11 protein-coding genes and 1 pseudogene are annotated in these 13,739 nt (G+C 37.4%); 1 reads left to right on the forward strand and 11 read right to left on the reverse strand.

Going from position 1 to position 13,739, the window contains the following annotated elements; genetic code table 11:
• From GXX20_10765 to tnpA, 9 genes and pseudogenes are all read right to left on the reverse strand, one after another.
• A partial coding sequence (locus GXX20_10765; GenBank protein HHW32133.1) for a restriction endonuclease subunit M/S occupies positions 1–271 on the reverse strand: 271 nt, incomplete at its 3' end.
• Positions 272–657: 386 nt separating this feature from the next.
• Positions 658–894, reverse strand: coding sequence for a hypothetical protein (locus tag GXX20_10770; protein HHW32134.1), 237 nt, complete (start codon positions 892–894; stop codon positions 658–660).
• Positions 895–1,099: 205 nt separating this feature from the next.
• Positions 1,100–1,372: pseudogene (locus tag GXX20_10775) on the reverse strand (D-alanyl-D-alanine carboxypeptidase).
• A 296-nt stretch (positions 1,373–1,668) separates the two neighbouring features.
• Positions 1,669–2,730, reverse strand: coding sequence for a vancomycin resistance histidine kinase VanS (gene vanS / locus GXX20_10780; protein ID HHW32135.1), 1,062 nt, complete (start codon positions 2,728–2,730; stop codon positions 1,669–1,671).
• A 54-nt stretch (positions 2,731–2,784) separates the two neighbouring features.
• On the reverse strand, positions 2,785–3,483 hold the full coding sequence (gene vanR / locus GXX20_10785; GenBank protein ID HHW32136.1) for a VanR-ABDEGLN family response regulator transcription factor: 699 nt from the start codon (positions 3,481–3,483) through the stop codon (positions 2,785–2,787).
• Between the two features lie 827 nt (positions 3,484–4,310).
• Positions 4,311–5,051: an SDR family oxidoreductase gene (locus GXX20_10790; GenBank protein HHW32137.1), complete on the reverse strand. Its 741-nt coding sequence runs from the start codon at positions 5,049–5,051 to the stop codon at positions 4,311–4,313.
• Between the two features lie 52 nt (positions 5,052–5,103).
• Positions 5,104–5,688: a hydrolase gene (locus tag GXX20_10795; protein ID HHW32138.1), complete on the reverse strand. Its 585-nt coding sequence runs from the start codon at positions 5,686–5,688 to the stop codon at positions 5,104–5,106.
• Positions 5,689–5,763: 75 nt separating this feature from the next.
• Entirely contained in the window at positions 5,764–7,050 is a 1,287-nt protein-coding gene (locus GXX20_10800; GenBank protein ID HHW32139.1) for a glutamate-5-semialdehyde dehydrogenase, read from the reverse strand.
• 163 nt (positions 7,051–7,213) lie between these two features.
• Positions 7,214–7,612: an IS200/IS605 family transposase gene (tnpA, locus tag GXX20_10805; GenBank protein ID HHW32140.1), complete on the reverse strand. Its 399-nt coding sequence runs from the start codon at positions 7,610–7,612 to the stop codon at positions 7,214–7,216.
• A 236-nt stretch (positions 7,613–7,848) separates the two neighbouring features.
• Here tnpA and carB point away from each other — a divergent pair, with 236 nt between their 5' ends.
• Entirely contained in the window at positions 7,849–11,148 is a 3,300-nt protein-coding gene (gene carB / locus GXX20_10810) for a carbamoyl-phosphate synthase large subunit (protein HHW32141.1), read from the forward strand.
• A gap of 133 nt (positions 11,149–11,281) precedes the next feature.
• On the opposite strand, the gene GXX20_10815 is transcribed toward carB, so the two are convergent.
• Together GXX20_10815 and GXX20_10820 are read right to left on the reverse strand one after the other, a co-directional pair.
• Positions 11,282–12,202, reverse strand: a complete 921-nt coding sequence (locus tag GXX20_10815; protein ID HHW32142.1) for a helix-turn-helix transcriptional regulator — start codon at positions 12,200–12,202, stop codon at positions 11,282–11,284.
• A 124-nt stretch (positions 12,203–12,326) separates the two neighbouring features.
• Positions 12,327–13,736 carry a hypothetical protein gene (locus tag GXX20_10820; GenBank protein HHW32143.1) on the reverse strand — a complete coding sequence of 470 codons (1,410 nt, stop codon included), beginning with the start codon at positions 13,734–13,736 and terminating at the stop codon, positions 12,327–12,329.
• Positions 13,737–13,739 lie beyond the last annotated feature (3 nt).

Raw genomic sequence — 13,739 nt, forward strand, 5'->3', positions numbered from 1 at the left:
TAAGAGTGAACTCAATAAGATCTACATTATGAGCAACTTTATAAACAGTAGAGAAAAAATCCCTGTCTCCCGGAAAGTATCCCAGTATTGTATTTTCTGTAGACTGCTTCATTAATTCAAAAAGCTGATCTTCATCCTGAATGGATTTTTTCTGAGATTTCATTGCTTTCGCTGTAAGTTTAACACGCAGCATTTCGTTTAATAATTGCTCTCTGGAGGTTATACCGCGAATGGTAAACAGATTAATAAAGTAATCTATTGCTGTATTCACGTTTTTCCTCCTTTCTATCAAGATGTGAGAATCTTCCACTAATAGTAGTGTATCAATATAACTTTAGTATGTCAATACTAAAGTTATATATTTGTATTTTTGATGTCAACAATTCATGAAAACCATGATAGACGGAAACAGAATGAATTCATACTTTACATCCATCCTGTCTCCTCAACCCCTATCAAAAATGCCCGTTATCTATTCTGTCAACTCAACCCTACCAATTTTTAAGCTCAAATTTTACCCCAAAAATACCTCGTCGATTTGTTTCCATGTACTTATTTTGGACCTTTAGGTTGAGTAGACAACTTGGATGTGCTTCCGGAAACCTAGTAAAATAAAGGCTTACAGCCGCGTCATCAATACTACGCACTCAACATGGGTTAAGTTGATGGAATAGATATCAAATTAGTGTTTCGTTTTTGTTTACTATAATTTTTTCTTATAACCTTTATTATTTTTTTGTCGGCAACTAAAATAATATGTCTATTTTCTTTAGCGATAACTTTATATTCACTGCTCATTTTTTCAATGTCAGATTTTTTACCCCAGAATTGCTCATACAGTAATGCAAGCTGATACAAATCTTCCTGATTAACATTTCTTATTATCAGCGACATACTTGTTAGCTCCAGTATATAGTTTTATTAATCGAGTTCTTATTATAAATTTTAAAGCGTTCCTTTTCAAAGATATCGATAAAATGATCCCTCTATTCTAAAAGTCTGTGATGCCATTTTAGTAATCATCTGTTCATGGGAACATGTCAATGGCTTTTGGGCTGATTTTTGATAAATCACCGTTCGTGGAAACATATCCACTATATTATTTTACAATACTGTTGTATACGGTCAATGCATCAGTAATATTATACTGTTCTGAATTGTGATCCCCTTTTGCACCAGCTGTAATAAGAATGTATTCTTGTTCACCCACTTTAGCAAGACTTGCGAGACAAAGACCGGCTTCATCTGTATATCCAGTTTTTCCTCCTAAAAAATTCCCGTCAATAATGTTTTGACCGTTAAGTCTTTCATGCATGGTACTATAAAAGGTTATCCCGGCAGGGTGTTTATTAGTAGATGCCGTGGAATAACGGAACATCTTTGGTTGTTTTCTGGAGTAATTATGGTTCTATAACTAAAAGCAGCAATGGCAATAATTATAAGGAACATTACAAATATGCGTATTCCTGACTTTTTCTTTATTACTTTTCGCACCATAATAAAACAGCTCCTTAATCTGTGATTACATTTATTCAACCACAAAATAAGGAGCTTTTTTGGAATTCCATCTTAAAAACTTTTTAAAATTTTCTTATAACGAATAGGAAAACCAACTTTTTCCACTAAGAGAATAGAGAAGTATCAAACATACTTCCATAAAAGCCTTTTTTATAACGGAAGCTTTTCCGTAAATGTAGTTTTTTCTGTGTTGCTTTCCACAGAGATTGTCCCATCATGAGCGTTAACAATTTCTTTGGCAATGGCCAAACCCAGCCCTGTTCCACCAGTGTTTGTGGAACGTGCAGAATCTAACCGGTAAAACTTTTCGAAAATAGTATCAAGTTTCGCCTGTGGGATTGGATTTCCCTTATTGGTAAAAGATATTACAATATATTTGTCCTCTTGTTGAGCAGAAATATCTATAACACTGTTTTCATAGCTATAGGCTATTGCATTTTTTAAAATGTTATTAAACACACGTGCTAGCTTGTCTGCATCTCCCCATATAGTTAATCTGTCAGGTACATTAACAGACATCTGCTTTCCTTGGGGAGCCAGTATTGGATAAAATTCATCCGCCATCTGCTGGAGCATGAAAAGTAAATTTATTTTTTCTTTATTCAAAACAATAGTTTGCAGATTAAACCGCGTAATCTCAAAAAATTCATTTATAAGCTGCTCTAATCGATAAGCTTTTTCCAAGGTAATACTGACATATTTGGCCTTCTGTTCAGGAGGCATATCCGGAGCTTCATCCAAAAGACTTAAGTAGCCTATAATTGAGGTCAAGGGTGTCCTTATATCGTGAGCCAAGTAAACTACCAGATCGTTTTTGCGTTGCTCGGCATCAAGAGCAGCTTTTTTTTGTTTCTCCAACTTACTTTTTATCTGATTAAGCTTATTTTCCATAAAATCCAATTCTGATGATAAAATAATTTCTTCGTTGGATTCATCTGTAAGTTTATCCATTCCCATGCTGATTTCATCGAAATACTTTGTGAACCAACAAATAGAAAATCTAAAAAGAATAACCATAAATATAAGAATTACAACTAAAAGGATTAATTCCAGATTGTTACGAAATACCAACTGATAGATATTCTGTGCTTCCCAATAATCAAATTTAAAAACGTTGACTAAAAATCGAACTATCTGCTCTCCGACCTGACCACGCAGAATATTGCGTAATAGATAAACAGTCACAGTGGCAGTAACTGTAATCAGAAGCATTTGAAAAAAACTTTTCCTTTTAATTTCGAATAATTATTCTTTCCTTTATCTCGCTTACTTCTCAATTTTATAGCCAACCCCCCAAACTGTTTTGATGTATTTGGGATGTTGCGCGTCATCACCCATTTTTTCTCTTAGATGCCTGATATGAACCATTACCGTATTATTGCTGTTGGTGAAATACTTTTCCCCCCACACCTCATGGAACAATTCTTCAGAGCTGACCACACGTCCGCGATTTGAAGCCAGTACCCAGAGAACAGAAAATTCAGTGGGAGTAAGAAATAGAGGCCTTTCGTTCAAGGTGCATTCGTAAGTATCTTTGTTTAAAACCAAACCTGCAAATGCTATCAGCTTTTCCTCTCTTAATTGTTCAGACAAATTATATTTTGTAAATCTTCGCAATTGTGCTTTAACACGGGCAACAAGCTCCAAAGGTTTAAAAGGTTTTGTAACATAATCATCCGCACCAAGCGTCAGCCCGGTAATTTTATCAATTTCTTCTTCTTTAGCAGTCAGCATAATAACAGGAAACGTATACTTTTCCCTGATTTGACGGCAAATTGAAAAACCGTCTATATCGGGAAGCATGACATCCAATATTGCTAAATCTATATTTTGATTTTTAACACACTGCAGAGCATCTCGCCCATAATTGAACTTGAAAACATTATAATTTTCGTTTTTTAAATATACTTCAATCAAATCCGCAATAGACTGTTCATCATCTACCACTAAAATATTCGTTGCCATAATCTGCTAAACTCCTTCTTTCACAAAAACCCTTAAACATTATGTCAAGGAATCGAAAGCAATTTTTATACTTAATCTTATCATATTCTTAAGATTATCTTAAGGCAATATGCTGTTTCCTCTCTTTTCTAGTAAAAGCTCTGTTTTGGGGCTGTTCAAATTTCACCTGAAAAATACACCTTTCGATATGTTTATATGTAGGCATTTCGGCCCTTTTAGTCGAGTAGACAGATTGAATGAAATCCATAAAATCCAGTAAAATCAAAGCTTACAGCCTTGAAATCAAAAGTAGGAAAGTTACTATTTCTTTCCCATTAAGTTAGATTGATGCCCGACCATAAGAATTGCGATATTTTCTTCTTTTCTTATGATATACTTTAATATGCTTCCTTTGTCCTCTGTTTATGTACCGCTTTAATAATACATGGAAAGATAAGAACAATGTATATCATTTCCAGGAAGCATGATAATAATGTCCCAATATTGCCACCTATGCCGGATTTAACCATCGGACAGATAATCAGACTTATAATATAATAACCAGAGAGGCCACCAATAAGCCTGAAGCAGCGCTACTCTATGGTTCCATCAGATGTGAATTTTACAAATCTGTGTTCAATTACCCAGCCAGTAAAGAATGCGAGATTCCATCCGATTCCCTTGAATGTATCATTTGCCATTTTAGCGCCATCAACTAGAACCGCTCCGGAGCTGTCATAATCTATTGGATAGTTTTTTATGGATGCATACTGAATGGAGAAAGATTATTTTCCAAAAATGTTGCTGGCAAAATAAATAGTAAACCTTGCCTAAAAAACTGAAACAAATTATAGTTTATAGAACCAGTTCCAGTCACCATGGTAAATCATTCTTTTGCTCATTCCACCATCTACAATAATTGTTTCCCCTGTTATAAAATTCTGCTGGCACAAGAACAGAACCATATCAGATATATCCTTTGGAGTCCCTACTTTTCCTGCCGGAATTGCGGCACAATCTTCAGGACTAAATTCCTTCTGGCCGGTTACATTGATCCAGCCCGGTGCAATGCAATTAACAAGAACATCCGGGGCCAACGATATTGCCAGAGCATGGGTCAGGGCAACAATTCCACCTTTTGCGCTGGCATAAGCTTCTGAATCGGGCTCCGACTGAAAAGCCCGAGTGGATGCAATATTGATAATTCTTCCTTTATTCTTTATTAATTCATCCTTACACAAGCGGCTTAATTCATAAGGAGCCTTTAATCCGGCAGATAAAGTATAGTCAAAATCTTCATAAGTTGAGGAAGATAATATTCCCTTATTATTACTACAGCAGGCATTATTCACCAATACAACTATCCGTTGCATTTTTTCCATTGCATACTCAACAAACCTTTTCAACGTTAACGGATCAGCCACATCCCCATAAAAATAAAAAAGATTCGGATATTCTTTTGCAAAATCAGTTGATCTCTTTTCATCTATATCAATAAAACATACTTTGTCTCCAGCTTGTATAAAATCCAGGCAAATCTGCTTTCCTATACCATGTCCGCCTCCAGTGACAACAATCCCTCTATCCATTATATCCCTATATCCTCCCTTAAAAGTAAGCAAAAGGGACAATCCCTTTTGCTTATTCCATTTGTTGTTTGACAATATCTTCGCTAGCAGCCATAGCTTGAAGTGTCATATCAAGAAGTTTATCAAGTTCCCATCCAAGCATATCTGCGCCGCGTTCTATTACTTCCCTTGAACAGCCGGCAGCAAAACTTTTGCTCTTGTATTTCTTTTTAAGAGATTTAATCTCCATATCCTTGACACTTTTTGAAGGGCGCATAAGAGCTGCAGCCCAGATAAGTCCTGTTAACTCGTCTACAGCAAAAAGCACTTTCTCCATCTCATGCCCGGGAGTAACATCAATTGTAGCTCCGCATCCTACTGTAATACCGTATCCATGGGAAACAACGCTATGAATAATATCTTCACTTACACCAGCCTCTCGCAATAGTTCAGGTGCCTTAATACAGTGTTCATCTGGATACAACTCAAAGTCGATATCATGCAGTAATCCAATAATACCCCAGTATTCTGCTTCATCTCCATATCCTAATTCATTGGCAAACCACTTCATAACAGCCTCAACTGTGAGCGCGTGTTGGATATGAAAAGAATCTTTATTATACTTCTTTAATAAAGCAAGTGCCTCTTCTCTTGTCATGTTTTATTGTCAACCTCTTTCCTAAATTTAATTCTCTTTGGTTCATCAGTGCATAACTCTATTCATTACTTATATTTATACCAAATTAATCTTCCTGTGTTTGAATGTTTTTGTCCTGTTGACATAGTCCTCCACAATATGCCCTTTACCCAGAAGCTTATACTTATATATCACCAACCCGTCAAGCCCAACAGGTCCTCTTGCATGGATTTTATTGGTGCTTATGCCTACTTCAGCTCCAAAGCCATATCTGAAGCCGTCGCTAAATCTTGTGGAACAGTTCCAGAATACATTGCCGGAATCCACCATATCCATAAAATAATCCGCTCTTTCCCTGTCATTAGTTAAAATTGAATCCGTGTGCCCTGAGCCGTAAGTGTTAATATGATTTATTGCTTCATCAATGTCCTTGACAACCTTAACCGAAAGCTTATAATCCAGGTATTCAGTCTTCCAGTCTTCCTCTGTGGCTTCTTCCACAGGTATTATCTCCCGGGTTTTCGGGCAGCCGTAAACAATGGTATTTTTCTTATCAAGCTGTTCTTTAAGGACAGGTAAAAAGTCAGGGGCAATGTCCTCATGGACCAAAAGAGTCTCCAGAGCATTGCACACTGCCACATACTGGGTTTTTGAATCTACTGCCACTTTTACAGCCATATCTAAATCAGCATATTTATCAACATAACAGTGGCATATACCATCTGCATGTCCCAGTACAGGGATTCTGGAGTTGTCCATGATGTATCTGACAAATTCATTGGAACCCCTTGGAATGATAAGATCAATATATTGGTCCATTTTTAGCATTTCATTAACATGGGATCTGGTCTCCAGCAGGTTAATCCATCCGTCAGGCATACCAGCTTCCCGGGAAGCTTCTTCAAAGATAGCAGCCAGAATCCTGTTAGTCTCCCTGGCCTCAGAACCACCCTTCAGCAAAACTGAATTACCGCTCTTCAGGCACAAGGTTGAAATCTGGACCAGTGCATCCGGTCTGGATTCAAATATTACTCCAATTACTCCAATGGGGCAGGTTATCCTGTAAAGCTCCAGCCCATCATCCAGTTCTGTTGCTAAAATGGTTTTGCCTACAGGGTCTTCAAGCAAGATAAGACTCTTTATTCCATCGATTACATCTTTTAGCTTGCTTTCATCAAACTTAAGCCTCTTTAGCAAGGGTGGGGAAAGTTTTTCTTCCCGGCTTCTTTCCAAATCCTCCTGGTTAGCCTTAAAAATCTCTTCCCTTCTATTCCAAAGCAATTCCGCTATTTTGGAAAGAGCGGCATTTTTCTTCTCAGTATTTACTGCTGCAAGTTTTATTGATGCTTCCTTTGCCCTTACAGAAATTTCATTTATTTTCATTGATCTGTCCAACTTTATTCTCCTCCTTATACTCCTCCCTATACTCCTTTATTTCTTATACTCTTAAGCTTCTTATATTCTTTATACACTCTTTATCAGATGCTTTGGCTTCTTAATATTGGATATTAGATTGCTTTTTCTTTTACTATAACTATTTTATTTACTATACATTTTTCTGGTTTTCAATATATTTTTGTATTGCTTCTTCGCTTACACAACCAACAGTGCAACAATAGTATGAGCGAGTCCATAAGGAAGGTATTCTGCTTCTTAATTCCGGATATTTATTTCTTAATATTCTACTACTTGTTCCTTTAAAATATCGTATTAATTCATGCAATGGTTGCCGGGGATTAAAACTTATAAACATTTGAACATAGTCTGGCATTATTTCTAATGCTTTTATTTCTACATTTTTTTCTTTTGCTATATCATAAAATATTTGTCTCAAATCTTTTTCAACATTACCAACTAATACTTTACGTCTATATTTAGGACAAAATACTATATGATATTGATTAAGATATACAATTCCGTTTTTATGGATATAATTATCATTCATTAGATATTCACCACCTATCCTATTATAATATATCATTATATTAGATATATGCCAAGTATCTAATTACTTTAGGTCAAGATAAGCCTTCCTACCTCGTTGTAAGCAGAAGAACCATCCCTGTGTTTACTTTTAAAATTGATGTACAAAAAAAGTTTATTAAGCTTTATTAATATTGTATAATATTCAGAAATGAAAATAAATAATAATTGAAACGTTACAGATTAGGAGATGTTTATATGCCGAAAAGAACTGATATAAAAAAGATAATGATTATAGGTTCAGGTCCGATAATTATCGGACAGGCTTGTGAATTCGACTACTCAGGAACTCAAGCCTGCAAAACACTTAAAAAGCTTGGCTATGAAGTGGTACTTGTCAATTCTAATCCTGCAACTATAATGACAGACCCTGGCATGGCCGATGTTACATATATAGAACCCTTAAATATAAACCGTGTCAGCGAAATAATCGCAAAAGAACGTCCTGATGCGCTTCTTCCCAACCTTGGAGGGCAATCAGCCCTTAATCTTTGTTCAGAACTTGCCAAAGCCGGAATTCTTGATAAATACCAGGTTAAAGTAATAGGTGTTCAGATTGATGCCATTGAAAGAGGAGAAGACCGGATTGCATTTAAGGAAACAATGAATCGTATTGGTGTATCCACTCTCCGAAGTGAATCGGCTTATTCTGTAGAAGAAGCTGAAAGAATAGCAATGGAACTTGGCTTCCCTGTTGTGGTTCGTCCCGCATATACATTAGGTGGAACCGGAGGAGGCCATGCCTATAACATCCATGAACTGAGAACTATTACTGAAAGAGGAATCTCTGCCAGCATGGTTGGTCAGGTTCTTATTGAGGAGTCAGTTATCGGCTGGGAAGAGCTTGAAGTGGAAGTTATAAGGGATTCAAAAAACAATATGATTGTAGTTTGCTTCATAGAAAATGTAGATCCTATGGGAGTTCATACCGGAGACTCCTTCTGTGTTGCTCCCATGCTGACAGTAAACAAAGAAATCCAGGATCGTCTCCAGAAATATTCCTTTGCAATAATGGAAGGAATACAAGTTATCGGCGGCGCCAATGTCCAGTTTTGTTATAACCCGAAGACAGGCCGTATAGCCGTTGTAGAAGTAAACCCAAGGACTTCCAGATCTTCCGCCTTGGCCTCAAAGGCAACCGGCTTGCCTATTGCTGTAATATCAACCATGCTTGCTGTAGGAATTAATCTTGATGAAATACCCTACTGGAAAGAAGGAACTTTGGATAAATATACTCCTTCCGGAGAGTATGTAATTGCAAAATTCCCCCGCTGGAATTTTGAGAAACTCAAAAATGCTCAGGATAAACTTGGAACCCAGATGAAATCTGTGGGAGAAGTAATGGCTATAGGCAAGAATTTTAAAGAAGCTTTTCAAAAAGCCATCCGTTCATTGGAAAACGGGCGTTATGGCCTGGGATTCGTAAAAAATTTCAATTCAATGCCACTGGAAGAATTACTGGAACTATTAAAAGAGCCTTCCAGCGAACGCTACTTTATCATATATGAAGCTCTAAGAAAAGGTGCATCCATAGAAGAAATCCACAATCTGACCAAAGTAAAGCACTGGTATATTGAACAGATGAAAGAATTAATCAATCTTGAAGAAGAAATTTTAAAATTCAAAGGCAGCAATATTCCCGATCAATTACTCATTACTGCTAAAAAAGACGGTTTCTCAGATAAGTATCTGGCAAAATTGTTGAATGTTTCTGAAGCCCAAATAAGAGACAGGCGTATTAAACTGGGAGTTTGCGGAACCTGGGATTTCATTCCTGTAAGTGGAGTAGAGAATTCAGTTTATTATTATTCTACTTATAATGGTACCAATGCTAAGTACAGTGGAGGTATTTCAGATACAGAAAATATTAATGATTCTGCAGATAGCCGGTCTTGCTCCAATACAACAGAATCTTCCGAAAAACCAAAGGTAATGATTCTCGGCGGCGGTCCAAACAGGATCGGCCAGGGTATAGAATTTGACTACTGCTGCGTTCATGCCGCTTTTGCCCTGAAAGATATGGGTATCAGCACAATCATGGTAAACTGCAACCCGGAAACCGTATCAACTGATTATGATACATCGGATAAGCTGTATTTTGAACCTTTGACCGTTGAAGATGTATTAAAAATATATAATAAAGAAAAACCATTGGGAGTTATTGTTCAATTTGGAGGCCAGACCCCCTTAAACATTGCGAAAGAACTTGCTGAAGCAGGAGTTAAAATCTTGGGTACTTCACCTGAAATAATTGATCTTGCCGAAGACAGGGATCAGTTCAGAAAACTCATGGACAGGCTCAATATACCCATGCCAAAATCCGGTATGGCAAGCAATTTGAAGGAAGCCCTGGCTGTAGCTGAAAATATAGGTTATCCTCTGATGGTACGTCCCTCTTACGTTTTAGGAGGCCGGGGCATGGAAGTGGTTTACGACGAGAACATGCTCAGGCAGTATGTAGAAGCTGCAGTAGATATTACCCCTGAACGTCCCATACTAATAGACAAATTCCTGGAAGATGCAACTGAAGCAGAGGCTGATGCCTTTGCAAACGGAGAGGATGCTTTTGTTCCAGCCATAATGGAGCATATAGAACTGGCAGGAATTCATTCTGGAGATTCAGCCTGCGTAATACCTACTGTAAGTATTCCTGAAAAGCACTTGAATACAATGCGGCAGTATACCAAAACAATTGCGCAGGAACTGAAAGTAGTTGGCCTCATAAACATCCAGTATGCAATTGCCAACGACAAAGTTTATGTTCTTGAGGCAAATCCAAGGGCTTCCCGTACCGTGCCCCTTGTTTCAAAAGTATGTGGTATATCCATGGCCAGGATAGCAACCCAGCTAATGGCTCTGGTTGCTTTGGGTCAACATCCTTCAATGGATAAATATAAGCAAGTTAAGATAAACCATTATGGAGTGAAGGAAGCAGTTTTCCCCTTCAATATGTTCCCGGAAGTAGACCCTGTGCTGGGACCTGAAATGCGTTCAACAGGTGAAGTTTTAGGCCTTTCTGATTCCTTTGGCCTGGCGTTCTTTAAATCTCAGGAAGCTACCTCCACATCCCTGCCTGATTCAGGAACATTATTAATTAGCGTGGCTGAACCTGATAAGGCAGCCGCCCTTGAAGTAGCAAGGGAATTTGCGGAACTGGGATTTAAAATCAAGGCTACCAGGGGCACTTATGATTATCTTGCAAAGCATGGAATTAAGGCTGAATTAATTAATAAACTATATGAAGGAAGGCCAAATATAATTGATGCCATAGTAAATAGGGAAATACAGCTTATTATAAACACTCCTATAGGAAAACAGAGCCAGTTCGACGATTCCTATATCCGCAAAACTGCAATAAAGCAAAAAGTGCCATATATCACTACAATTGCTGCAGCCCATGCCAGTGCAAAAGGTATAGGAGCATATATCAAGAACAAAAGCAGCGAAGGAGAAGTCAAATCACTCCAGGAATATCATAGGAGTATTGAGGAAATATAATGAAGAGAATATCATAGGAGTATTAAGGAAATTTATAAAATGTGCAGAGTATATTCCAGAAAAGTAAATTTGCATAAATGGTGCAGTAAAAAAACTGCACCGTTTTTTTATATGAGTAGTTATGTCTCAACTCTTATAATTTATTTAAGCTATTTTTGAAATTCTTGCGGAACATTCCGGGAGTTGTTCCGGTATATTTTTTAAACGCAGAGCTGAAGCTCACTGTTGATCCATATCCTACCTTCCATGATATATCAAATATGGACATGTCGGTGTTTTTTAAAAGATCCTTGGCAACTTCAATTCTTGTTTTTGCAAGTTTTTCTCTGAAAGATACACCGAAGAATCTTTTGATTACCCTGTCAAGATGCCTGACAGTCACTCCAAGCATATTCGCCAGGTCTTCCATCCTTACATCCTCGGAATGCCTTTCATCAAAAAACTTCTCTATTGTAAAAATTCTCATGGCATCATATTCATCTTCATTAATGCTGTATTTTTCTTCTTTTTCTCCCTCAAAGGCTCTGAAAAGTTTTATAAGTACACAAGAAAATATTGACTGGAGGCTTGCGTGATAGAATAGCCTATGCTCCATCAGTTCACTATTTGCATCTTCAAGATATCTTTCAATAGATTCAGGGAAATTGGTTACATGATAGTATTTTTGAGATTCACTTGTAAGTAGCGCCTGGATCTCATTCATCTCCCGCATTGTAGAAGAAAACTGCCTTACTCTTATATTTTCATAATTAAATGATAAGCTTCTTCTTACTATTTTTGTCCCGGGAGTAAACTCAAGAACATGATAAACACCCGGAAATATTAGAAAAGCACTTTTATCGTCGAAGGGGATACTTTCCCCTTCAATTTTTATGACACCGCTTCCCTTAAATATCAACTGAACTTCATAATTGCTGTGGTTATGCCTGTGATTGAATTGAAGCAGTTCAGGATGGGTTTCGGTCTGGAAAAATCCATTATCAAGATACACATTAAATATCATTTCTCCGATATTAATTTTTACCACTATACTCTTTTGGATGCCATTTCCCATACAATACTCCCGGACATATAAAAACGCCCTGACTTTAATGTATTTTTTCAATGGTAATAAACTAATAATTTCATTATACATTAAAACTCAGGGCAGGCAATTTTTATTTTAATTTTAGAACCAATCATGCCAATTTCTTATATAAATCATGGAAATAGCGTCTCAGATCCTCCTGTATCTTTTCCGGTACAGGTGACTTGTAATCTGCAGTAAGTTCCTCCACCTTCCTATGGGCATTTTCCAATATAGAAGGAGCTATTTCATAACCTCCTGACATGTCAAAGAGTTCACTGGAGAAAAATTCTCCGCTTCTTAAAAGTTTTAATGTCAGATCATCAATCAGGAAATTCCCTCCGGGGCCCTGTGTTCTAATGCTCTCAAGGCCTTCTTCCAGATAATCAGTATTCATCCCGCGTTTCAGGAATTCAGCAGCTTTAAGCCATTCTGACTGTATTACTATCATTTCAGAAGAAAGCCCGTTTGCATTGCAGCAGGATCCAACGCCGGCAATCATATCTGAACCGGAGCATACAGAAGAGAGCATGAACAGCATGCTTTCCGCGCCGCTCTGCATATCATAACGATGGGACAATGTACCTCCGCATTCTGATATTGTAGGTATTGAATAAGATTTGCCAAGTTCGACGGATGCAATTTTCCACAATACTTTGTCCAGAGTATAATATAAATCATGCCCGGTCTTCATGTTACTTACAGAGGGTCCGAAAGCATAAAGGAATGGATTGCCGGGATTGACCATTTGAGTCAAAGCTGCAAGGAATATATTTTCTATGTTCCCTTGCAGGAGTGTAGAGTCTTTGCTATAGGGTGATGTGGTCCCTGCCATAGGACATATTGTAGGAATTATGACGAAATTCCTTGCTGCAGATTCAAGTAAAACTCTGCAGTTAAATTCCTGGAGAGTAAGAGGTGAAACAATCGCCACAGCCACAGACATCAACTTGCTTTTTGCCAGATCTCCGCCCTGAACCAGTATCTCACCTATTTCCATCCATTTCATAAAATCTTCGAGACAGCCTGTATATACATTGTAATGCTTTGCATGATTGAGCAGATGTATCTCAAGGGCTCTCCAGGTGGAAGTGGCATCGTTATATTCTGTTACAGGGAAATCCATTCTGCCTACTGAAGCCACTTGCTTGTTTTTCTGTATGAGAATTGTATTCTTAAGTAAATCCTGGAGTCCCGGACGCCTTCTTTCCTTGGTTTCGTAATCAATTATCCAGGGGTCGGTTACTATTGCTGAAATATATTGATTTCCATCGCCTATTATGTACTCTGTATTATCTATGGTCCTTATGGTATAATTTTTCGGAACCTTTGAAAGGAGTTCTCTTAATAAATCTGCAGGTATTTTAACTATCCTGTCGTCAAAATCAACAATTGCACCCGCTTTTGATGCAATTTTAAGGAGCTCAGTATCTTCAACTTTAAATCCAATTTTTTCAATGGCTTCTTCAGTAAGTTTCCTGATTCTTTGAATCTGCTCTTCATTAAGGACCTGAATTTTCATTAG

The sequence above is a fragment of the Clostridiaceae bacterium genome (assembly GCA_012840395.1).
GTDB lineage: Bacteria > Bacillota > Clostridia > Acetivibrionales > DULL01 > DULL01.

Excerpts from the sequence above, each read along its gene's own strand:
- GXX20_10770 (HHW32134.1), bottom strand. The coding sequence starts at position 894 with ATGTCGCTGATAATAAGAAATGTTAATCAGGAAGATTTGTATCAGCTT.
- vanS (HHW32135.1), bottom strand. The coding sequence starts at position 2,730 with ATGCTTCTGATTACAGTTACTGCCACTGTGACTGTTTATCTATTACGC.
- vanR (HHW32136.1), bottom strand. The coding sequence starts at position 3,483 with ATGGCAACGAATATTTTAGTGGTAGATGATGAACAGTCTATTGCGGAT.
- GXX20_10790 (HHW32137.1), bottom strand. The coding sequence starts at position 5,051 with ATGGATAGAGGGATTGTTGTCACTGGAGGCGGACATGGTATAGGAAAG.
- GXX20_10795 (HHW32138.1), bottom strand. The coding sequence starts at position 5,688 with ATGACAAGAGAAGAGGCACTTGCTTTATTAAAGAAGTATAATAAAGAT.
- GXX20_10800 (HHW32139.1), bottom strand. The coding sequence starts at position 7,050 with ATGAAAATAAATGAAATTTCTGTAAGGGCAAAGGAAGCATCAATAAAA.
- tnpA (HHW32140.1), bottom strand. The coding sequence starts at position 7,612 with ATGAATGATAATTATATCCATAAAAACGGAATTGTATATCTTAATCAA.
- carB (HHW32141.1), top strand. The coding sequence starts at position 7,849 with ATGCCGAAAAGAACTGATATAAAAAAGATAATGATTATAGGTTCAGGT.
- GXX20_10815 (HHW32142.1), bottom strand. The coding sequence starts at position 12,202 with ATGGGAAATGGCATCCAAAAGAGTATAGTGGTAAAAATTAATATCGGA.
- GXX20_10820 (HHW32143.1), bottom strand. The coding sequence starts at position 13,736 with ATGAAAATTCAGGTCCTTAATGAAGAGCAGATTCAAAGAATCAGGAAA.